Origin of the sequence: Acinetobacter sp. C26M (assembly GCF_023702675.1) — a bacterium.
Classification (GTDB): domain Bacteria; phylum Pseudomonadota; class Gammaproteobacteria; order Pseudomonadales; family Moraxellaceae; genus Acinetobacter.
In genome coordinates this window covers 748,123-769,137 of record NZ_CP098478.1, presented here as the reverse complement: position 1 = coordinate 769,137, position 21,015 = coordinate 748,123, and the positions used below count along the sequence as shown (strand labels likewise).

The window sequence follows — 21,015 nt, the reverse complement described above, 5'->3', positions numbered from 1 at the left end:
AAATCAATACAATAAGTCTTATACGAATTTTTATCTTATATAAATCATAGCCTTATTTTTAATAAAAAGTCCAACTCATAGTGCCTGGGCTTTTTTAATGATTTATCACGTTTCACGACTACTTATTGATCAATTTTCACAATTCCATGTAGTCTCACTTAATTCTAAAACAGACAAATATCCACTCTGATCTAAGTAGTTATTGATTTTGTATCCATCTTGAGATGACTTTAAGCTTAAATAATTTGAGTATCTAAAAGCATCTTCCAAAGAATTTATTACATCTATATGCTCGTCATAATGACATGGGTTGCGTCATTTGTATTCTATAACGACACAAATTGTGTCGCTAAAATTATCATTATGTGCAGTAAGAATCACTAAGCTTTTGAATTTCTAAAATCGAAAATAACAACTTATGTATCGTGTGACGCGTCACTTCAATCGACGAAACAGAAAGCATTTCTTAAAAAGAAAAATTTCTAACTATCTAGTAAGCTGCTAATGGGTACTAACTTAAAAATGGTTCAATAAACTACTTTTAAGAAAATGACATCAGATGTGTCTTTTTCTTATCAAAATGTCATTGGTTGTGTCGTATTCTAGTGTCATTATGCGTCGCAAGAATCGCTAAGCTTTTGAATTTCTGAAATGGAAAATGACAGCATATGTGTCGCGTGACGCAATAAAAAGTAAAAGCTGTCTACGGACAGCTTTTTTTATTATTCAAGTCATCATATTTGATCAAAATGTGACTAATCTCTCTAAACCATAAGTCTAGGATTTACTAGAACTTTCTACAACTTTCACACAATAAATCATCAAAGTTGGCTTGATTTGTACATTTTGAAACATTAGTTCAACCAAAATACCGTCTAAATTAAAGTAAAATTCATGAACTAACTTCTTCAACATCAGTGTTAAGGCGATCCCTTGCCGTACTGATGTGCCTTTATTGCGCCTGTAACATCATTTAAATTCTTTCTCTCTATGTCGCTTTTGATATGGAGCGTCATTTAATTTTTAAGGTAAATTGAATGAAAAAATTTTGGAAATATTTATTAGTACTAGTCGTAGTATTAATTATTATTGCAATTGCCTTTCTTTTTAGACCAGTTGCGTCTAAGGCAATTAAAACTACGAGTAACGAACCAACTGTCGATGTTGTACTGATCGGTGGCGGGATCATGAGTGCCACTTTAGGTACTTACCTCAACGAGTTACAACCAGACTGGAATATCCGCATGTATGAACGTCTTGATGCTGTCGCACAAGAAAGTTCAAACGGTTTTAACAACGCGGGTACAGGTCACTCAGGCTTTATGGAAATGAACTATACCGAAGAAAAAGACGGTAAAATGGACATTTCTAAAGCTGTAAATGTGGCTGGTCAGTTTGAAATTGCCAAGCAATTCTGGGCATACCAAGTGAAACAAGGTGTATTAGAAACACCAAATACCTTCATTAACCCAGTACCACACATTGCTTTCGTATGGGGCGATAACGTGAACTTCATGGAAAAGCGTTATGCTGCCATGGTTCAAAACCCGTTATTCGCTGGCATGAAGTTGAGTGAAGACAAAGCCGAAATTCAACAATGGGCACCATTGGTAATGGACGGTCGTGATCCTCAACAAAAAGTGGCTGCAACCCGTATGGACGTTGGTTCTGACGTGAACTACGGTGCAATCACCAAGCAGTTGATTGGCAACCTTGAAAAGAGTCCAAACTTCAAACTTAGCACTTCAACTGAAGTGACGGGTATCAGCAAAAACGATGACAACACTTGGTCTGTAGCTTTCAAAGATTTGAAATCTGGCAAAGTTGATCATGTAAAAACACGTTTTGTGTTTATTGGTGCGGGCGGTGCTGCAATTAAACTATTGCAAATGACTGGCTTACCAGAAGCGCAACAATATGCTGGTTTCCCTGTAGGTGGTGAGTTCCTTGTGACTGACAACCCAGCAGTAACGGCAAAACACACTGCTAAAGTCTATGGTCGTGCTGATCTTGGTGCGCCTCCAATGTCTGTTCCACATATCGATACCCGTTATATCGACGGTAAAAAATATGTATTGTTTGGCCCATTCGCAACTTACTCAAACAAGTTCCTGAAAAATGGTTCACAGCTTGATTTGCTTGCATCAACCAACAAAAACAACGTGTTGCCTATGGCTGCAATTGGTCTACAAAATGCTGATCTTGTTCAGTACCTCGTAAGCCAAGTATTGATGTCTGATGCAGATCGTTTCAATGAGTTGAAAAAATACTACCCTGAAGCTGATCCAAAAGACTGGCATTTACAACAAGGTGGTCAACGCGTTCAGATCATCAAAAAAGAGCCAGGCAAACCTGCTAAATTGCAATTCGGTACAGAAATCTTTGCATCTAAAGATAAGTCTGTAACTGCATTGCTAGGTGCTTCTCCGGGTGCGTCTACATCACCTTACATCATGCTTAACTTGCTTGAGAAAGCATTCCCTGAGCAAACTAAAGGTGTATGGAATAACAAATTGCATGAGATCGTACGTTCTTATGGTAAAGACCTTTCAACCGATCCAGCGTTGTTAGATCAGATCCGTCAGTACTCAAGTTCAACTTTGGGCTTGAACTATACGACACCTGCAAACTTAGTTCCTGCTAAGAAAGTAGAAAAAGCTGAAGCTGTTGCCCAATAAGCGACCTTCAGTCTAAATAAAAAGGGAGGAGTTTCGGCTCTTCCCTTTTTCTCATTTTGTCTTTTATTTTTATACTATGCCTTCTGCTGCACCCCACTCTGCTTTTGCTGCATTTGCCAGTCGTGACTTTAAGTTATTGACCCTCAATCAATGCTGCCTGACTTTTGCGGTGCTGATTCAAGAAGTGCTGATTGCCTTTCATCTGTATCAAATTACCAAAAATCCACTTCTCCTGGGTTTAGTCGGGATTATGGATTTTTTACCTTTTCTGGCGCTGTCTTTATGGGGTGGTTATATTGCTGATCGTTTTAATCGTCAGCGTATTTTGCAAATCAGTTTTAGCTTTGCGATTCCCCTATCGATTGCCTTATGGGTCTGCTTTGACCTATACAACACTCAAGCGTTGAGTACCAATTTCTTACTGATTTCCACCTTTAGCATTCTGTTTTTATTTGGCTGTATTCGCGGGATTTATAGCCCCTGCTTTAATTCGCTACGGCCTTTTGTAGTACCAGAACATCATTATACCAATGCAGCAACATGGACCAGTATGTGCTGGCAAGCCAGTGGCATTCTTGCTCCCGTGATCGGTGGCTTTCTATTGGCTCATCTCGACCTAGATATTACTTTTGCTGTGATCGTGGCACTTTTTCTCACAGGAACGATCGCACTGTGGTGTTTACAAAAACGACATTTCCCGCAAATCCAAACCGAATCTGTGACGCAAAGTCTGAAAGAAGCACTGCAATTTATTTTTAAAACTAAAATTATTTTTTGGGCGATGTTTCTCGATCTTGGCTCCGTGTTTTTTGGCGGTATCATCGCGCTATTGCCAATTTTTGCCCAAGATATTTTACAGATTGGTGCCGATGGTTTTGGTCTATTACGTGCTGCACCTGCCTTTGGTGGCTTGATCATGATGGTGATTTTGGTGCGCTATCCCCCTAAATCTAAGCCGTGGCAAATGATGCTGATTGCCGTCACAGGCTTTGGTGTTTGCACTTTGTTATTTGCTGTTACCAGACAACTGTATTTTTCTGTCGCAGTTCTCATTATTATGGGAGCATGTGACAGCATCAACATAGTTATCCGTCAAACGATTCTGCAACTTATCCCTCCCAAAGACATGCTTGGGCGTGTGGCAGCCATTAATGGCATCTTTGTCACCTCAAGTAATGAACTGGGTGCATTGCAGTCCAGTGTGATGACCCGTTTTTTTAGCGTGGTTCCAGCAATGTTGATTGGTGGCTCACTTTCTTTGCTCTGCGTTGTCTTAACCAAGGCAAGAACCAAAGCTTTATTTAATTTTCGTTTTTAGTCATCCAAACAAACAGTTATTTAAAAATCAAATGTGATATGAAACATACTTTGCCCACGTCTTCAGGCCTATCTAAATTTATTATTTTTTCCATTTTTGTATGGCTGGTGTTATTGTGGCTGCAATCCACCTATATCGTCGTGATTGGTGGTGATGCCTATCTATTTTGGACCTCACTTGGTCTTTTGGTGCTTAATATTCTGAGCCTACGTCCTAATATCTTAAAAAATCGGATTGCCTTGGTGATTACGGTCGCCTTGCTGATCTACCTGCTATTCCATTCCTTATTCTGTACTTATTTAATGATCGCTTTTTATTGCATTTTCTACCTCTACTCAGGTGAATATAAAAATAAGCGCATGATTAAATTGATTAGTTTATTTTTGATTATGATCATCTTCGCGATCTATCAAACTCAATCATTGCATGAACTCAAAAGCCATTATGCCACCTACGATACAGGTGAAACTTGGCAGAAATATGGCGCTTTATAGTTGAACCCATAAAAAAACCTCACAGTATGTGAGGTTTTTTATTTGACCCATTAATCTTGTGAATCAGGATACAAAGGACGATTACCGGGACTAATACGGTTGATATGCAAGAAGGTCATATGCCGTTCATACTTATCAAGGATGTCATTAATCACCTGTTCTTTGGTATATCCAACTAGATCATTGTCTTGAGAACCCTCATACAAGAAGGTTTCTAAACGATAGTAGAACTGCTTACCACGTTTACCCCGCTCACTAAAGGTTGGCGCAATATAACGCACAGGCCAGATTTGGTACACGAAGTTATGTTCTTCTTCAATGTAAATGGTGAGATCAAGATGATACAGCGTATCACTGTCTTCCAATTCACCCTGTGTGACTTCAACATTCATACCGCGCTTGATCAGTTCATCCGCCACGGTTTGCACCGCAGGCTTACACACGCTATCAAGCATGCGCTGCGTTTCACTACTGCCCGGATGATGCATCACTCGAGATAAACGTTGCTTCCAGTTCAGAATGTCGACGTTTCCGACTACAGGTGCGGCGTTCAGACTGCGGCTGGCTTTACGATAATCCTCTAAACGCAAGGATTTATATAAACCCGCCATGACTAGCAACATCACAAAACTAAACGGTAAGCCCATGATTACGGTGGCACTTTGCAGTGCGGTAATTCCGTTTGCCATCAACATCGCAATCGTCAACAAACCAATTGCGGTTGCCCAGAAGATTCTAAGCCAACGCGGTGCATCATTATCGACATTGGAGAACTTGGTGGTGAAGTTACCAAGAACCAGCGCACCAGAATCGGCCGAAGTTACATAGAACAATAACCCCGTAATGGTTGCGACCCCCGCAATAAAAGCAAAGCCTGGATATTGCGCCAATAGATCATAAAAACCATGTGCAGGATCGGTCAAAACGGTTTGTGCCAAAGCGGTATTGCCTTCAAAAATCACGTTATACAACGCGCTATTTCCGAAAATAGACAACCACGTGATGGTAAACAACAATGGAATGATCAGCGTCCCGCAAACAAACTCACGAATGGTACGACCACGTGAAATCCTTGCCAAGAACAGTCCCACAAATGGCGACCACGCCACCCACCATGCCCAGAAGAACAAGGTCCAACTGTTCATCCACTCTTTCGGTCGGTCAAAAGCAAAGCTTTCCAGTGCCAAACTTGGGAAGCGACTGATATAGTCACCAAAGTTTTGCACTAAGGCATTGAGCAGGAATTCAGTATTACCCAAGAACAGTACAAACAACATCAAGCCGATGGCAGCATAAATGTTGATTTCAGACAGTACCTTGATGCCTTTATTCACCCCAGCAGTGACCGAGATAATGGTCACAATCACGGCCACGCCAATCAGGGCAATCTGAATCCACAGGTTTTCAGGTAAGCCGAACAGTACATGCAAGCCATAATTGATCTGCACCACCGCAATACCACAAGTGGTCGCGATACCAAAAATCGTACCAATGACGGCAGCTGTATCGACAGTATGCCCAATCGGCCCATCAATTTTCTTACCAAAGATTGGATAGAGTGCTGAACGAATGGTCAGAGGTAAGTTATACCGATAACTAAAGTATCCCAATGCCATCCCAACCAAGGCATACATGCCCCAACCGGTTAAACCATAATGAAACAGCGTCCACACCATACCCTGACGGGCAGCTTCATAAGTTTGCCCCTCACCTACAGGTGGATTCATATAATGGGATAAAGGTTCTGCAACCGAGAAGAACATCAAGTCCGTCCCGATCCCCGCAGCGAACAGCATGGCCGACCAGCTCAGTAAGCTAAACTCAGGCTTGGAATGCTTGGGACCAAGTTTGATATCGCCATAACGCGAGCACGCAATGAAGATCACAAAGACAAGATACAAGGTTGCTGCTAAGAGGTAATACCAGCTGAATTTATCGCTGACCCATGCCAGTACCACATTTAATAAGTGGTTGGCAAAATCGTTAAATAGAATCGTAACAAGTGCAAATGTTAAAATAAGTAGAGCTGAAACATAAAAGACCACACGATTTAAATGATCTTTATTCGCTAATGTAGCATCATCAACCGCTCTTGGATTATCTGTTGCCATACAATCCTCAAGGAATTAGAGAAGAAAAAGAAAATATTCAACAAAGTCTTTTCATCATTTAATCAATGAAAAGACCTGCCCGAATAAAAAATGAAAAATAAAAGTCATTCGCCCGAATTACTATGTTTCTGATTTTTCAGTTGTGTGATGTGATGACTGAGTTACCTGCGTTATCACTTGCGGTGGCGTAGGACTAAATTGATCCTGTTTAAGTGCTTTGGCTAAGCCAAACATATACAGCAAAATAATAACGGAGAATGGTAAACCACACAGTACCACCGCACTTTGCATGGAGTGAAAACTCCCTGCCAACAGCAGCCCGATACTGACAATGGTAATCACCACAGACCAGAAAATTCGCAACCAAATCGGTGAATCACTTTCATTGCTACCCCCTTTCGAGGACAGATTTGCGATCATGAGTGTACCAGAACCCACAGGGGTCAAAAACAATACGAAACAAATCACAACAACAATCCCAGCAACATAAGGATTGAACGGTAAAAATTCGAGAAGCTTAAATAGGGACAAAGCAGGATCGGTTAACACCAGATCACCTAAGATTTTTTGCTTCTGTTCCAAAATAAAATAGATTGCGGTGTTCCCAAAAATCGAGATCCAAGCCAGTGTAAAACCAAGTGGAATTAGACAGACCCCGAGCACAACTTCACGAATCGTGCGGCCTTTAGAAATACGCGCAATAAACATGCCGACAAATGGTGCCCATGCAATCCACCATGCCCAATAGAACACGGTCCATGAACCTAACCACTCGCCTGCTTTGGCATTGTAGAGGTACATATCAAAGCTTTTCGCTAGAAAATGATCGAGATAATCACCCACGTTCTGCACTAAACCATTGAGCAAATGGTTGGTTGGTCCTGTGAGAAATACAAACAGCAAGAGCGCATAGAGCAAACGCAAATTGATACGCGATAACCAAGCCAAACCCTTTTCAATCCCGACCACAGTGGTAATGGTCGCGACTGACATCATCAGCAACACCACCGTAATCAAGGTGGTTTGGTTATTTGGAATCTCAGGCAAGAGATAATGTACCCCCGAAACCAGTACCAAAGCACCAATACCGAGATTGGTCACCAAAGAAATAACGGTAGCTAAAATCCCAAAACCATCAACAAAATCACCGATCAAACCATGAATACGTTCACCAAAGATCGGATACAGCGCAGAACGCAACGCCAATGGCAAGTTCTGACGAAAAGCAAAATAACCGAGTGTCACACCCAATAAGGCATACAACACCCAACCATGAATGCCCCAATGCAGAAAGCTATACATCATCGCATCACGTGCGGCTTGAATCGTTCCACCCTGACCTTCTGGCGGTCGAATAAAATGGTCGACGGGTTCAGCTACACCGTAATACAAGAGTGCAATCCCGATCCCTGCGGAAAACAGCATCGACACCCAAGCCAGATAACCAAATTCAGGTTTATCGTCATCTTTACCTAAAGGAATCTGCCCCACCCGAGAAAAAGCCAACCATGCGACAAAACCTAAACAAACCACAATCACCAGCATGTAGTACCAGCCAAATAATTGGTTTGCCAGCCCTTGTATATAGGTTAGCCAGAACTGACTGCGCTGTGGAAATAATACAAACAATAGGCCAAAAATGCCGATACTGATTGCGGAGCTCCAAAAAACAAACAAATTTAAACGTATAGGTTCAGATGGGGACCCTTCATTACTTTCTGACACCATGTTCTTGCTCCTTGCAATTGGTGTTTTTTCTTAAAAAATAATGTGATAAGTATTCAATTCTGCTTATCGCCTTATCCATAAGAATCTTTGATTTATTACACTACTTCTATTCTTGCCAATCAAAAATTCATTGATTTTTACAGATTATACTTTTTATTGATTGAACGTTCAATCAATAAAAAGTATGATAAAAAAATGTTATGATGCTCTACATCGAGAAATGTTGAATAAAAAGCACCTTGGCAGGGCTTTAAATGGATAAGCATGACAAAGCGTAGAGTAAAACCAGAGCATGTGCGACGTGAAGAAATTATTAACGCCGCATTTTATGTAATTTCTGAAGTGGGGTTATCCAATACCACCATTGCACAGATTGCAAAAAAGGCTGAACTATCGACTGGTATTGTGAGTCACTATTTCGGTGACAAACAGGGATTGATCAATACCTGTATGCAGGAAATGCTCAACGTTTTGCGTCAAAAGACTGACCAATACAAAACGGAAGCAGATGCGCATCCAGAAAGCCAGATCAAGGCCATTATTGATTCCAACTTCGATATCAGTCAGGTCAACAAACAAGCCATGCGGGTCTGGTTAGACTTTTGGTCGGCAAGTATGCACCTCCCCGAACTTGGACGTTTACAACGAATTAATGATCAACGCCTGTACTCCAACCTGAAACATTATTTCCTCATGTTGGTGGATGATAAACAACAGGCCAGCATTGCCGCTCGCGGATTGGCGGCTTTGATTGATGGATTATGGTTACGTGGCAGTTTAAGCAGTCATGATGAGTTTGACAGCCAGTTGGCACGTTCCATTGCTTACGATTATGTAAAAACGCAATTGCAATTTGCGAACAAACCTTTGCAGGAGAAACAGAATGAGTGATGCACAAGTTCACCAGTTATATATCCACGGACGTTATGTCGCAGCAACCAGTGGTCAAACATTTAACAGCATTAACCCTGCCAACGGTGAAGTGATCGCAACACTTCAACAAGCGTCACAACAAGACATCGAAGCGGCTGTTCAAAGCGCACAACAAGGTCAAAAAATCTGGGCAGCGATGACCGCAATGGAGCGTTCACGCATCTTACGTCGTGCGGTTGATATCTTACGCGAACGTAATGATGAACTTGCCCAACTCGAAACACTTGATACTGGTAAGGCCTACAGCGAAACCTCAACCGTGGATATCGTGACAGGTGCTGATGTGATCGAATACTACGCTGGTCTGGCAACCGCGATTCAAGGTGAGCAAGTACCGCTTCGTGAATCAAGCTTCTTCTATACCCGTCGTGAACCACTTGGTGTGGTTGCTGGTATCGGTGCGTGGAACTATCCAATTCAAATCGCCATGTGGAAATCGGCACCTGCCCTAGCAGCGGGAAATGCCATGATTTTCAAACCTAGTGAAACTACCCCACTGACTGCATTTAAACTTGCTGAAATCTATACTGAAGCGGGCGTACCAGACGGCGTATTTAACGTGGTCCAAGGTGCAGGTCGTGACATCGGTCAATGGCTCACTGAACATCCTGTGATTGAAAAAATCTCGTTCACCGGTGGTGTTGAGACTGGCAAGAAAGTGATGGCCAGTGCTGCGGGTTCGACCTTAAAAGAAGTCACCATGGAGCTGGGCGGTAAATCACCCCTGATTATTTGTGATGATGCCAACCTCGACCGTGCTGCGGATATCGCTGTCATGGCAAACTTCTTTAGTTCAGGTCAAGTCTGCACCAATGGTACCCGTGTGTTTGTACCAAAAACCTTGCTTGCGGATTTTGAAGCAGCCGTAGTGGAACGTGTAAAACGTATCCGTATCGGTGATCCAATGGCCGAGCAAACCAATTTCGGACCACTTACCAGTTTCCCGCATATGGAAAAAGTATTGTCTTTCATTGAGTCAGGCAAACAGCAAGGTGCAAAACTATTAATCGGTGGTGGCCGTGCCACTGAAGGTGATCTTGCCAAAGGCGCTTATGTACTCCCGACAGTATTCAGCAACTGCCAAGATGATATGGCGATTGTACAAGAAGAAATCTTTGGCCCAGTGATGAGCATTCTCAGCTATGAAACTGAGGAAGAAGTGATTCGTCGTGCCAATGACACCACCTTTGGTTTGGCTGCTGGTGTCGTGACACAAGACATCACCAAAGCGCATCGTATTATCCATCAAATTGAAGCAGGTATCTGCTGGATTAATACGTGGGGCGAATCGCCTGCGGAAATGCCAGTCGGTGGCTACAAGCAATCTGGTGTTGGCCGTGAAAATGGCTTAACCACTTTGGGTCATTACACCCGTATCAAATCCGTTCAAGTTGAGTTAGGTGAGTATCACAGCATTTTCTAATGCCCTCACCTTTCACCCTCAAAATTAATCCTCTATGCCGAGCAATCCCATGATTGCATCGGCATCCTCAAGAATAGAAAAAGGGATAACGATGAATACTCAAGCATATGACTACATTATCATTGGCGCAGGATCTGCCGGAAATGTGCTCGCAACACGTCTGACTGAAGACAAAGACGTGACTGTTTTACTCTTGGAAGCAGGTGGTCCAGACTACCGTTTAGATTTCCGTACTCAAATGCCAGCTGCTTTGGCTTTTCCATTACAAGGCCGTCGTTATAACTGGGCCTATGAAACCGATCCTGAACCATACATGAACAATCGTCGTATGGAATGTGGTCGTGGTAAGGGTTTAGGTGGTTCTTCCCTGATCAATGGCATGTGCTATATCCGTGGTAATGCCATGGATCTGGATCAGTGGGCAACCATGAAAGGTCTGGAAGACTGGACCTATGCAGACTGCTTGCCTTACTACAAAAAAGCTGAAACTCGTGATATCGGTGGTAATGACTACCATGGTGACCAAGGTCCTGTGTCAGTCGCAACCCCTAAAAATGGCAACAATGTCTTGTTCCATGCCATGGTTGAAGCAGGCGTACAGGCGGGTTACCCACGTACCGATGACTTAAATGGCTATCAACAAGAAGGCTTTGGCCCAATGGACCGTACTGTGACCCCAAAAGGTCGCCGTTCTAGTACAGCCCGTGGTTATTTAGATATGGCCAAAGGTCGCCCGAATTTAACCATCGTCACGCATGCCACCACCAATAAAATCTTGTTTAATCAAAAACAGGCGGTGGGTGTGGAATATATTATTGGCGCAGACCAAGCCAATATGAAACAGGCACAAGCCAAACGTGAAGTGTTGCTCTGTGCAGGTGCGATTGCCTCACCACAAATCTTGCAACGTTCAGGTGTCGGTGAAAGCAATTTCCTGAAATCGATGGATATTGATGTAGTGCATGACTTGCCAGGGGTCGGTGAGAACTTGCAAGATCACTTGGAAATGTATTTGCAATATCAATGCAAGCAACCTGTTTCACTCTACCCTGCGCTGCAATGGTATAACCAACCTGCAATTGGTGCAGAATGGTTATTTAATGGTACAGGCGTTGGTGCAAGTAATCAGTTTGAAGCGGGTGGCTTTATCCGTAGTTCAAAAGAGTTTGACTGGCCGAATATCCAATATCACTTCTTACCTGTGGCGATTAACTACAACGGTAGTAATGCGGTAAAAGAACATGGCTTCCAAGCCCATGTCGGTTCAATGCGCTCACCGTCACGTGGTCGCATCAAGCTGAAATCCAAAGATCCGTTTGAGCATCCAAGTATTCTGTTCAACTACATGTCAACTGAACAAGACTGGCGTGAATTCCGTGATGCGATCCGTATCACCCGTGAAATCATGGCTCAGCCTGCACTTGATCCATATCGTGGTGAAGAAATCAGTCCCGGTAAACATATCCAAACTGATGCAGAGCTGGATGAATTCGTCCGTACACATGCGGAAACAGCGTTCCATCCTTCATGCAGTTGTAAGATGGGCGAAGACGACATGGCTGTAGTTGATGGTCAAGGTCGTGTTCATGGCGTACAAAGCTTACGTGTGGTTGATGCTTCAATTATGCCATTGATCATTACAGGCAACTTGAATGCCACCACAATTATGATCGCAGAAAAAATTGCCGATAAAATCCGTGGTCAAAAACTCCCTCGCTCAGAAGCGGGTTATTACAAAGCGGGTACAGCACCTGTACGTCAAGCGCCGTTACGTCCAATACTATAAGGAAGATATTCCTCAGTGGATACCCGAAGCTCAGCTTCGGGTTTCACTTCATTCAGGGAAAATAAGATGAAAAAATTATTATTGATTGCACCTTTGGCTTTTTACATTCAAAGCACGCATGCCACAGAAGCTACCTCACCCTACTCAGCCAATATCATAGCGGCCAGCCAATACGTTTCTCGCGGTTTTCAACAAACTTGGGGTAAACCTGCCTTACAAGGCGGACTGGATTATAATCATGCTAGTGGTTTTTATGCAGGGACTTGGGCATCGACTGTAAGTGATCATTTTATTCGTGATGCTTCAGTAGAATGGGATGTGTATACAGGCTTTAGCCGCAGTTTTGGTGATATCACCGTTGGCACTAAAGTCGCTTATTACTATTATCCCGGGGCAAAAACCACTGCGGATACAGACAATACCCGTTTTGATTATGGGGAAATTATCCCTGAGATCAGCTATGGACCACTCAGCGTTAAATATGCGATTACCTATACCCAAGATTATTTTGGTAATAACTCGGATACTTTGGGCGTCGGCAACAATAAGCATTCACGTGGCTCGGGGTATTTGGATGTCAATTGGCATCAACCGATTACGCAAGGTTGGTCGGTCGATGCGCATTATGGTAATCAACGCATTAAAAACTTTTCTGAAGCCAGTTTCCAAGATGCCAGTTTTGCCGTCAACAAAGAACTACCCTACAATCTTTCTAGCAGTTTGACCTATAGCAAAGCATGGGATAAAGACGGTTTTTATCAGCAATACAGCAATGGCAATCCCAATGCCAAAGTCTCTAATCCGATTGATTCAACCGTGACTTTTTCGTTAACCAAAAGCTTCTAATCCTCACTGGATCAAGTCTTCTGACATAAAAAAGCCGCTTCATTGAAAGCGGCTTTTTAAAATCTTGGATGTTATGGCTTGATCAATTCAATCGTTGAGCCTACGCGTTTTGGATCAATCAGAATCTTGGCATGTTGCTCTGGATCACGCAGCGCTTCAAAGGCATTGCCAACACCCTCCAAACCGACCACACCTGTAATTAATGGTGAACAATCGACTTTACCTTCCGCAATCATATGCAGCGTGTCACGGAACTCAAGTGGGGTATAACCCAGCACATACTGGATTTCCAGCTCTTTATTAATCGCCAACGCAGGTTCGATCTTGTCGCTTTGCATACAAACCCCCACGCCCACGATACGTGAGAATAGTGGTGCCCCCTCCAAGATCTGCTGCATGATCCCTGCTACACCCACACATTCAAAAATCACCGGACGCTTCGGCAATATCCCAAGTTTATCCCCCACACGCATGGCATTCACCCACGGTAATGAGTAAGTTTGAACTTTATCAAAAATCCCCATGCCCATATTCACTGCTTCAGAGACATTGCCCAATAAGCCAAGCTCTTTCCAACTACCAAATGGAGACTGTTGTTTAGGATCAATCAAGACATCCGCACCACATTGCTCAGCCAAACGACGACGGTTCGGTGAAAAATCACTGGCAATCACGGTTTTAACACCTGCTGCTTTGAGCATAATGATCACGCCCAAACCGACAGGACCACAGCCAATCACAATGGCAGGCTCGTTTTTCTTGATTCGACTACGACGTACCGCATGCAAGGCAACCGCCATTGGTTCAGTCAGCGCGGCACGATCCGCATCTAAACCATTCGGCACTTCAAACATCAGACTCGATTGTACCAAGACTTGTTCTGCATAACCGCCAGAAGCACTTGGCGATAGTCCAGTCGGTACATAGCCTTGTGGATCAACATTTAACAAGGGCATGGCACAGACCAAAGTATCCGCTTTCAATTTACGCCGTGTTTTTGGACCATAATCCAAGACTTTACCGCAGAATTCATGCCCGAAAACCAATTTATCCGAGGACTTTGCCACCCCATTGAATCCAACTCGTGCTGCCAAATCATGCATATGATCACAGTGATGCTGCATGTGTAAATCAGAACCACAGATACCGCAACGTACCACTTCAAGTAAGACTTGCCCCTTTGCAGGAACCAATTGAAGGCTGTCTTCCAGTTTTAACTCAGCGTTATGACAAATCAGAGATTTCATTGAATGCTTTCCTTTTTGTTTTATTCCCATTGTTCGCTGTTAGCACTTTGACCTGTTGTAATGCCAAGCCAACAATACATGCCTCAATCCTGACAAGGATAATTGTCAAAAACTATGACCTAAATATCAATATATCGCAGCAATAAAGTCAGCAGTTGGTCCATTTTAGAATAGTTCCAATGATTAAAAAAAATTTGAAAATTATTCTCTTTTAACTTCAAGTAGATAAATCTAGTTTTCTAAATAACTTCCCTATTTTTATTAAAATGATCAAATTTAAACCTTGCATTTAATAGTGTCATTATGCCAATATATATTTACTGGCTTTAAGCCACTATAAAAGAGAAGTTAAAATGACGATTCAACTTATGACAGCTCAAGCCAATGTTCCCATCGAGTTTTTGCAGTTTTCAGGTGGTGAGCGTCATATTCAACTACAGCCTGAGTTACTAAACCAATTACAGGCTGACACTCAGATCAAAGCCTCACTACAGAACAGCGCAGATGTGATGGATTATCTATTACTGGAAAATGTGTTACTAGAACAAGGCACTCGTCTTTCGGTAGAAATCCCCTATTTTCCCTATGCACGTCAAGATCGTATCTGTGCACAAGGTCAGGCCTTCTCTCTGAATTTAATGACCAAGTTATTGAATAGCAATAGCGAAAAATTTGCAGGACAGCGTCAGAAAATTGTGGTGTGGGATTGTCATAGCTCAGTGACGCTTGAGCTGTTACGCAAAAATACCAGCTTCCAAGAAGTGATCAATATCGAACCGATTGAGATTATCCAGCAAAGCCCAGCATTGATGCAGATTTTAAGTGCTGACAATACCGTATTGATCTGCCCTGATGCAGGTGCAGCACAACGTACCCAAGCGATTGCAAATGGCATCAATCCGCAACGCCAACAAGCCATTGAAGTGATTCGCTGTGAAAAGAAACGCGATCCAAGCACTGGCAAAATCAGAACAACAACGGTGGATAGCCCTGAGGTGTTTACCAGCAATAGCCTGCCACAAGCAGAAGCAAGCAAACTCAATATCATCAATTTTCAAAATTAAGATTAAAGCAAGAGGCCGATAAAAATGAGTATTAAAATTAACCCACTCAATGCAATTGATTTCTATAAAGCAGACCACCGTCGCCAGTATCCAGTGGGAACTGAATACGTCTATGCCAATTTTACCCCTCGTTCATCACGTTTAGCCAAAATGCTGCCTGATTTTGATGACAAGATTGTGTTCTTTGGTCTGCAAGGCTTTATCAAACACTTTTTGATTGAAACTTGGAATGAAGGCTTCTTCAATCAACCTAAAGCCAAAGTGGTGGCAGCCTATAAACGCCGTATGGACAACGCTTTAGGTGAAGGTGCGGTGCCTGTCGAGCACATCGAAGCCTTGCACGATCTTGGTTATTTACCATTAAAAATTAAAGCTTTGCCAGAAGGTAGCCGGGTCAATATCAAAGTGCCGGTATTGACCATCATCAATACGGATCCGAATTTCTTTTGGTTAACCAACTATATTGAAACCGTGCTCAGTGCCGAGCTCTGGAAAAGCTGTACCACCGCCAGCATTGCCTATGAATACAAACGCTTGTTGACCCAATATGCAGAAAAAACAGGTGCACCTTTAGACTTTGTTGCGGTTCAAGGCCATGATTTTAGTAGCCGTGGGATGAGTGGGATCTATGATGCAGCCCAATCAGGTGTGGGGCACTTGACCAGTTTTATCGGTACCGACTCAGTTGCTTCAATTGACTATGCAGAAGAATATTACAATGCAACAGGTGTCGTAGGCGTTTCAGTGCCTGCAACAGAACATAGCGTGATGTGTATGGGCCGTGAAGAAAGTGAAATCGAGACCTTTAGACGTCTGATCTGTGAACTTTATCCTGCTGGGGTAGTCAGTATCGTTTCAGATACTTGGGATTTCTGGCGTGTGATTACCGAGTTTAGCCTGGAATTAAAAGCAGAAATTTTAAAACGCCAACCGAATGCCCTCGGACTCGCCAAAGTGGTGTTTCGCCCTGACTCAGGTGATCCCGTGAAAATTATCTGTGGCGATCCTGATGCAGAGCGAGATAGTCCTGCTTATAAAGGTGCAGTGCAATGTTTGTGGGAAATTTTTGGCGGTACCGAAACAGCGCAAGGCTATAAAGTACTGAATGAGCGTGTTGGCTTGATCTATGGTGACTCGATTACCCTAGAACGTGCACAAAATATCTTAAAAGGTTTGGAAGCCAAAGGCTTTGCTTCCAATAATCTAGTTTTTGGAATTGGCAGCTATACCTATAACTATTTGACTCGCGATAGTTTTGGTTTTGCTGTAAAAGCCACTTGGGGTCAGGTCAATGGTGTCGGTCGCGAACTGTTTAAAGACCCAATAACTGATTCAGGTGTTAAAAAATCAGCCAAGGGATTATTACGGGTTGAACAAACCGAGAATGGTTTTGAGTTATTTGATCAACAAAGCTTTGAACAGGAGAAGATGGGTGCACTGCAAACAGTATTTGAAAATGGTCAACTGTTAAGAGAATGCTCACTTGATCAAATTCGGGAGAGATTGGTCTAAAACGATCTCAAGATCGCTAGTTTGCAGTTCATCTGCGTTACATCATGAAAGGCGACATGGATGTCGCCCATTTAACGATCTTGCATGAAGTTCATAATGTTATTTTGAACTTGGCTGAAGATGTAGCATCGGCTAATCAGTCGCAATGAAAGATTTCTGCTTAGGCTTTATCCCTAAAAGTATACAATTGCCAATACACAAAAGTTTTGATTTCTCGATAACTGCTGTCGCTACGCTGAAACAAACTCAACTGTTTTTTCATTTATAAACAGCGCATTCAAATCTATACAAAACCTTTATACTTGATTCACTCATCCATGAGATAACGCCAAATGACCTATAACTCCGAACAGGAATACCTTGCCCACTACCAAAAAACAGACTATGACACCCCACTGTTTACGGTCGATATGGCAATTTTTTCTGTAGCAAAAGGTCAATTACAAGTCTTAATGATTCAGCGCTCCAACTTTCCCGAAAAAGGCAAATGGGCGCTACCGGGTGGCTTTGTCGATTTAAAAACCGATCCAGATTTAATGGCAACGGCACACCGCAAACTGCTTGAAAAAACAGGGATTCATTTCCCTTACCTAGAACAAGTCGAAACCATTGGCAATCAACATCGTGATCCACGCGGCTGGTCGATTACCGCTTTATATTTTGCCCTGATTGATTTTGAAAAGTTTGAGATTCAAGCAAGTCACACCACTGAGCATAGTCAATGGCTTCCGATCGATCAGGCATTACAGCTGGATTTAGCTTTTGATCACCAACAGCTACTCCAACTCGCGTATGATCGCCTTGGCAATAAAACCCGTTACACCGCTCTACCCGCCAGCCTCATGCCTGAGCTTTTTACCCTGACCGAATTACAAACCATTTATGAAACTATTTTAGGTCATACATTAGAAAAAAAATCATTCAGACGGCGTATGCAGGAAGCAGGTGCAGTTGAAGAAACGGGACAGCAAAAAATTGTCGGTAAGCGCCCCGCTCAATTGTTTCGCTATGCACTGGAAAATTACAACTTCACCTTCCCGCGTATGCTGGAAACACCACGCAACTCCGCTGAAAATCAAAAGAGCTAAGATATTTCTACCTTAGCTCTGATAACGCATAGCTTACTTCCACGTTTGACGAATCAAATCCACCGCTTTTTCAGCAATCATAATGGTCGGTGCATTGGTATTACCATTGACCACGGTTGGCATAATTGACGCATCAACCACACGCAAACCTTCAACACCATACACTTTCAGTTCAGGATCAACCACGGCCATCTCATCCACACCCATTTTACAACTGCCGACTGGGTGATACACCGTATCGACACGTTGGCGCAAAATCTCACGAATTTCATCATCAGACTGCACGTTGGCGGTAAACATATCCGCTTTAATTTTTTCACTTAAAGCAGGTGCGTTCATTAACTTTTGTGTGACCTTGTAGCCATCAACCATATCCTGAAGATCTTGCTCATCCTCAAGGAATTTAAAGTCAATCAGTAATGGATCATCCACATTTTTACCACTGAGTTTGACCGAACCACGCGCACGCGGATTCAACAAACACACATGGCATGAAATTCCATGTCCCATATGCATGGTTCGCGCATGGTTATCTACTACAGCAATGACAAAATGCAGTTGTAGGTTAGGCTTATCTAGCTCAGGACGGCTTTTTAAGAAACCACCACATTCTGCATAGTTAGTGGTAATCAAACCACGACGCTCTTTACGATAACGTCCAATCTGCTTGACTAGATCTAGGCTTCCACCCACTGACACCCCAAAGGTTCCATCCATTTGCTTGGTCTTATAAGCAAAAATAAAGTCAGGATGGTCATGCAGGTTTTCACCCACACCTGCTAAATCTTTAACAACGGGAATACCGTGCTTTTCAAGCTCTTGCCGTGGACCAACACCAGACAGCATCAACACTTGTGGCGATTGGAATGCACCCGCTGATAAAAGAACCTCTTTATTGGCTTGAACAACCGTGGTTTGGCCTTTATGTTTATATTCAACCCCGACAGCACGACCATTTTCAATCACAATGCGAGAAACACTGGCCTGCGTAATCACCTGTAGATTTGGACGCGTGCCTAAATATGGGAACAGATAACCTCGGGCAGCACTCCAGCGTTCGCCATTTTTTTGCGTAACTTGATAAACCCCAAGCCCTTCTTGTTCAGCACCATTGAAGTCATCATTGAGCGGATAATCCACCTGTTTCGCCGCTTCAATAAAGGTCTTTTGATAAGGATTGTCTGAACGTAATTCACTAACATTGAGGGGACCATGCTGTCCATGATATTCGTTGCGAATGCGCTCGTTATGTTCTGATTTTATAAAATATGGCAATACATCTTGATACGACCAGCCTGTATTACCCAAAGCAGCCCAATGATCATAATCACTGTGATGTCCACGAACGTATACCATCGCATTGATGGCAGAACTACCGCCTAAGCACTTACCACGCGGTTGATAACCTTTACGCCCATTCAACCCTTTTTGGGGAATGGTTTCTAACGCCCAGTTATTAATTTTAGTCGGGATACTGATGACCGCTGCTGAAGGTGTATTCACCAACCAGCTATTCCCATCACCACCAGCTTCTAATAAACATACCGAAATATTTGGATTTTCTGATAATCGCCCAGCCAGTACCGATCCTGCTGAACCACCACCTATAATTACAAAATCAAAAGCTGTTTCTGTCATCGCTATACTCTGTTTTTTCTTTTTAAAAAGTGGAAGCATTATGCCGAACACGGCATTTAAACACTGTTGTAGTTGTCTAACCAATTCATATCAATAAAAGTAACTTAACTGGATATACCTACAATCACAATAATTAATTTAAAAATACATCAAAAGAATTTATCTAGATTTCCTTAAGAATCTTTTAGCTTTTATTATTATTATTAAACATTCTAGAATATGTTGATAATGAAACTAATTCGAGTTGATACTTCATGAAAATTAAGCAATTAATATGTCTTATTCCTTGTATACTTATAACCAACATCGCATTTGCCAATCCAAGTCCCAAAGAATTCTTTAATGACTACATAACATTAGGAGAGAATTTTGATCCTGCACTTGCAGGCTTATATTCAGATTCTGCAAAAATACATACCTACCGAAAATATCCTCATGGTCTAGAAAGAAGCATGGAACTTACAGGGTTACAATGGAAAATGTTGATTGCTAAAGTCATGCCAATTGCCAAAGCTAGCGATGATCGCAGTAAGTTCTCAAATATAAAAATCACACCTTTAACTAAAAAATATAAAATTAAGGCAGATCGTTATTCAACAAAAAAATGCTATACCGATAAAAGCTACTATATGATGATTGAACCTAAGGAGAACGGAGATTTTGAAATCATTGAAGAGTATATGGAAACACAACCCAACTCAAACTGCTAATTATTTTGGATAAGGTTGTTTAAAATAGTATTTTCCCTTAATACGACGTTAAAACAGATTAAGCCTGAATAAAATAAAAAAAACCAGACGTAAAAAAACCGCTAACTTAGCGGTATTTTATCTCATCTTTTAAGATGATGGTCGGAGCAGTAGGATTCGAACCTACGACCCCCTGGTCCCAAACCAGGTGCACTACCAGGCTGTGCTATGCTCCGAAATTGGGGTGAATGACGGGATTCGAACCCGCGACAACCGGAATCACAATCCGGGGCTCTACCAACTGAGCTACATCCACCATCAAAACTTTGATTCTATATACCAAGCTGCCAAATGGCGCGCCTGACAGGATTCGAACCTGTGACCATCCGCTTAGAAGGCGGATGCTCTATCCAACTGAGCTACAGGCGCATAACGATGATAATACTATCACGATACTTCG

The 21,015-nt window shown here is 42.5% G+C and carries 15 protein-coding genes and 3 tRNA genes; 11 read left to right on the top strand and 7 right to left on the bottom strand.

The features are described 5' to 3' along the window. Window positions 1–1,037 precede the first annotated feature (1,037 nt). The 3 genes from mqo (at window position 1,038) to NDN11_RS03590 (ending at window position 4,490) form a co-directional block, all read left to right on the top strand. Complete coding sequence (mqo, locus tag NDN11_RS03600) at window positions 1,038–2,678, top strand: malate dehydrogenase (quinone) (RefSeq protein ID WP_251110793.1); 1,641 nt, start codon at window positions 1,038–1,040, stop codon at window positions 2,676–2,678. Between the two features lie 76 nt (window positions 2,679–2,754). After that, window positions 2,755–3,996, top strand: coding sequence for an MFS transporter (locus NDN11_RS03595; RefSeq protein WP_251110792.1), 1,242 nt, complete (start codon window positions 2,755–2,757; stop codon window positions 3,994–3,996). A 38-nt stretch (window positions 3,997–4,034) separates the two neighbouring features. Further along, window positions 4,035–4,490, top strand: a complete 456-nt coding sequence (locus tag NDN11_RS03590) for a hypothetical protein (RefSeq protein ID WP_167247912.1) — start codon at window positions 4,035–4,037, stop codon at window positions 4,488–4,490. Between the two features lie 50 nt (window positions 4,491–4,540). Here NDN11_RS03590 and NDN11_RS03585 read toward each other — a convergent pair whose 3' ends face one another. Together NDN11_RS03585 and NDN11_RS03580 are read right to left on the bottom strand one after the other, a co-directional pair. Beyond that, on the bottom strand, window positions 4,541–6,601 hold the full coding sequence (locus tag NDN11_RS03585) for a choline transporter (protein WP_251110791.1): 2,061 nt from the start codon (window positions 6,599–6,601) through the stop codon (window positions 4,541–4,543). Between the two features lie 120 nt (window positions 6,602–6,721). Beyond that, window positions 6,722–8,329 carry a BCCT family transporter gene (locus NDN11_RS03580; protein WP_251110790.1) on the bottom strand — a complete coding sequence of 536 codons (1,608 nt, stop codon included), beginning with the start codon at window positions 8,327–8,329 and terminating at the stop codon, window positions 6,722–6,724. A gap of 264 nt (window positions 8,330–8,593) precedes the next feature. Here NDN11_RS03580 and betI point away from each other — a divergent pair, with 264 nt between their 5' ends. The 4 genes from betI (at window position 8,594) to NDN11_RS03560 (ending at window position 13,317) form a co-directional block, all read left to right on the top strand. Continuing rightward, complete coding sequence (betI, locus tag NDN11_RS03575; RefSeq protein WP_004655490.1) at window positions 8,594–9,220, top strand: transcriptional regulator BetI; 627 nt, start codon at window positions 8,594–8,596, stop codon at window positions 9,218–9,220. Beyond that, entirely contained in the window at window positions 9,213–10,685 is a 1,473-nt protein-coding gene (gene betB / locus NDN11_RS03570; protein ID WP_167247909.1) for a betaine-aldehyde dehydrogenase, read from the top strand. Before betI ends, betB begins: the two co-directional genes overlap by 8 nt. Before the next feature lie 91 nt (window positions 10,686–10,776). After that, window positions 10,777–12,471 carry a choline dehydrogenase gene (gene betA, locus NDN11_RS03565; protein WP_251110789.1) on the top strand — a complete coding sequence of 565 codons (1,695 nt, stop codon included), beginning with the start codon at window positions 10,777–10,779 and terminating at the stop codon, window positions 12,469–12,471. A 66-nt stretch (window positions 12,472–12,537) separates the two neighbouring features. Next, entirely contained in the window at window positions 12,538–13,317 is a 780-nt protein-coding gene (locus NDN11_RS03560) for a TorF family putative porin (RefSeq protein WP_251110788.1), read from the top strand. Between the two features lie 71 nt (window positions 13,318–13,388). Here NDN11_RS03560 and NDN11_RS03555 read toward each other — a convergent pair whose 3' ends face one another. Beyond that, window positions 13,389–14,564, bottom strand: coding sequence for a zinc-binding dehydrogenase (locus tag NDN11_RS03555; protein WP_167247906.1), 1,176 nt, complete (start codon window positions 14,562–14,564; stop codon window positions 13,389–13,391). A gap of 353 nt (window positions 14,565–14,917) precedes the next feature. On the opposite strand from NDN11_RS03555, the gene NDN11_RS03550 reads away from it, so the two are divergent. The 3 genes from NDN11_RS03550 (at window position 14,918) to ntrR (ending at window position 18,228) form a co-directional block, all read left to right on the top strand. Beyond that, a complete protein-coding gene (locus NDN11_RS03550; RefSeq protein WP_251110787.1) occupies window positions 14,918–15,628 on the top strand; it encodes a phosphoribosyltransferase family protein in 711 nt (236 codons plus the stop codon). 24 nt (window positions 15,629–15,652) lie between these two features. After that, entirely contained in the window at window positions 15,653–17,140 is a 1,488-nt protein-coding gene (locus NDN11_RS03545) for a nicotinate phosphoribosyltransferase (RefSeq protein ID WP_251110786.1), read from the top strand. Between the two features lie 332 nt (window positions 17,141–17,472). After that, window positions 17,473–18,228: an ADPR responsive transcriptional repressor NtrR gene (gene ntrR / locus NDN11_RS03540; protein ID WP_251110785.1), complete on the top strand. Its 756-nt coding sequence runs from the start codon at window positions 17,473–17,475 to the stop codon at window positions 18,226–18,228. 33 nt (window positions 18,229–18,261) lie between these two features. Here the strand turns inward: ntrR and NDN11_RS03535 are convergent, their stop codons facing one another. Next, complete coding sequence (locus NDN11_RS03535; RefSeq protein WP_251110784.1) at window positions 18,262–19,866, bottom strand: GMC family oxidoreductase; 1,605 nt, start codon at window positions 19,864–19,866, stop codon at window positions 18,262–18,264. A 254-nt stretch (window positions 19,867–20,120) separates the two neighbouring features. Between NDN11_RS03535 and NDN11_RS03530 the strand changes: the two genes are divergently transcribed. Continuing rightward, window positions 20,121–20,576 carry a hypothetical protein gene (locus tag NDN11_RS03530; protein WP_251110783.1) on the top strand — a complete coding sequence of 152 codons (456 nt, stop codon included), beginning with the start codon at window positions 20,121–20,123 and terminating at the stop codon, window positions 20,574–20,576. A gap of 138 nt (window positions 20,577–20,714) precedes the next feature. On the opposite strand, the gene NDN11_RS03525 is transcribed toward NDN11_RS03530, so the two are convergent. The 3 genes from NDN11_RS03525 to NDN11_RS03515 form a co-directional block, all read right to left on the bottom strand. Next, window positions 20,715–20,791: transfer RNA gene (locus tag NDN11_RS03525), tRNA-Pro, on the bottom strand. 4 nt (window positions 20,792–20,795) lie between these two features. Further along, window positions 20,796–20,871 (bottom strand) — tRNA-His (locus NDN11_RS03520). A gap of 36 nt (window positions 20,872–20,907) precedes the next feature. Beyond that, a tRNA-Arg gene (locus NDN11_RS03515) sits at window positions 20,908–20,984 on the bottom strand. Between the last annotated feature and the right edge of the window lie 31 nt (window positions 20,985–21,015).

Coding starts and splice junctions, on each gene's coding strand:
- mqo (WP_251110793.1), top strand. CDS start 1,038: ATGAAAAAATTTTGGAAATATTTATTAGTACTAGTCGTAGTATTAATT.
- NDN11_RS03595 (WP_251110792.1), top strand. CDS start 2,755: ATGCCTTCTGCTGCACCCCACTCTGCTTTTGCTGCATTTGCCAGTCGT.
- NDN11_RS03590 (WP_167247912.1), top strand. CDS start 4,035: ATGAAACATACTTTGCCCACGTCTTCAGGCCTATCTAAATTTATTATT.
- NDN11_RS03585 (WP_251110791.1), bottom strand. CDS start 6,601: ATGGCAACAGATAATCCAAGAGCGGTTGATGATGCTACATTAGCGAAT.
- NDN11_RS03580 (WP_251110790.1), bottom strand. CDS start 8,329: ATGGTGTCAGAAAGTAATGAAGGGTCCCCATCTGAACCTATACGTTTA.
- betI (WP_004655490.1), top strand. CDS start 8,594: ATGACAAAGCGTAGAGTAAAACCAGAGCATGTGCGACGTGAAGAAATT.
- betB (WP_167247909.1), top strand. CDS start 9,213: ATGAGTGATGCACAAGTTCACCAGTTATATATCCACGGACGTTATGTC.
- betA (WP_251110789.1), top strand. CDS start 10,777: ATGAATACTCAAGCATATGACTACATTATCATTGGCGCAGGATCTGCC.
- NDN11_RS03560 (WP_251110788.1), top strand. CDS start 12,538: ATGAAAAAATTATTATTGATTGCACCTTTGGCTTTTTACATTCAAAGC.
- NDN11_RS03555 (WP_167247906.1), bottom strand. CDS start 14,564: ATGAAATCTCTGATTTGTCATAACGCTGAGTTAAAACTGGAAGACAGC.
- NDN11_RS03550 (WP_251110787.1), top strand. CDS start 14,918: ATGACGATTCAACTTATGACAGCTCAAGCCAATGTTCCCATCGAGTTT.
- NDN11_RS03545 (WP_251110786.1), top strand. CDS start 15,653: ATGAGTATTAAAATTAACCCACTCAATGCAATTGATTTCTATAAAGCA.
- ntrR (WP_251110785.1), top strand. CDS start 17,473: ATGACCTATAACTCCGAACAGGAATACCTTGCCCACTACCAAAAAACA.
- NDN11_RS03535 (WP_251110784.1), bottom strand. CDS start 19,866: ATGACAGAAACAGCTTTTGATTTTGTAATTATAGGTGGTGGTTCAGCA.
- NDN11_RS03530 (WP_251110783.1), top strand. CDS start 20,121: ATGAAAATTAAGCAATTAATATGTCTTATTCCTTGTATACTTATAACC.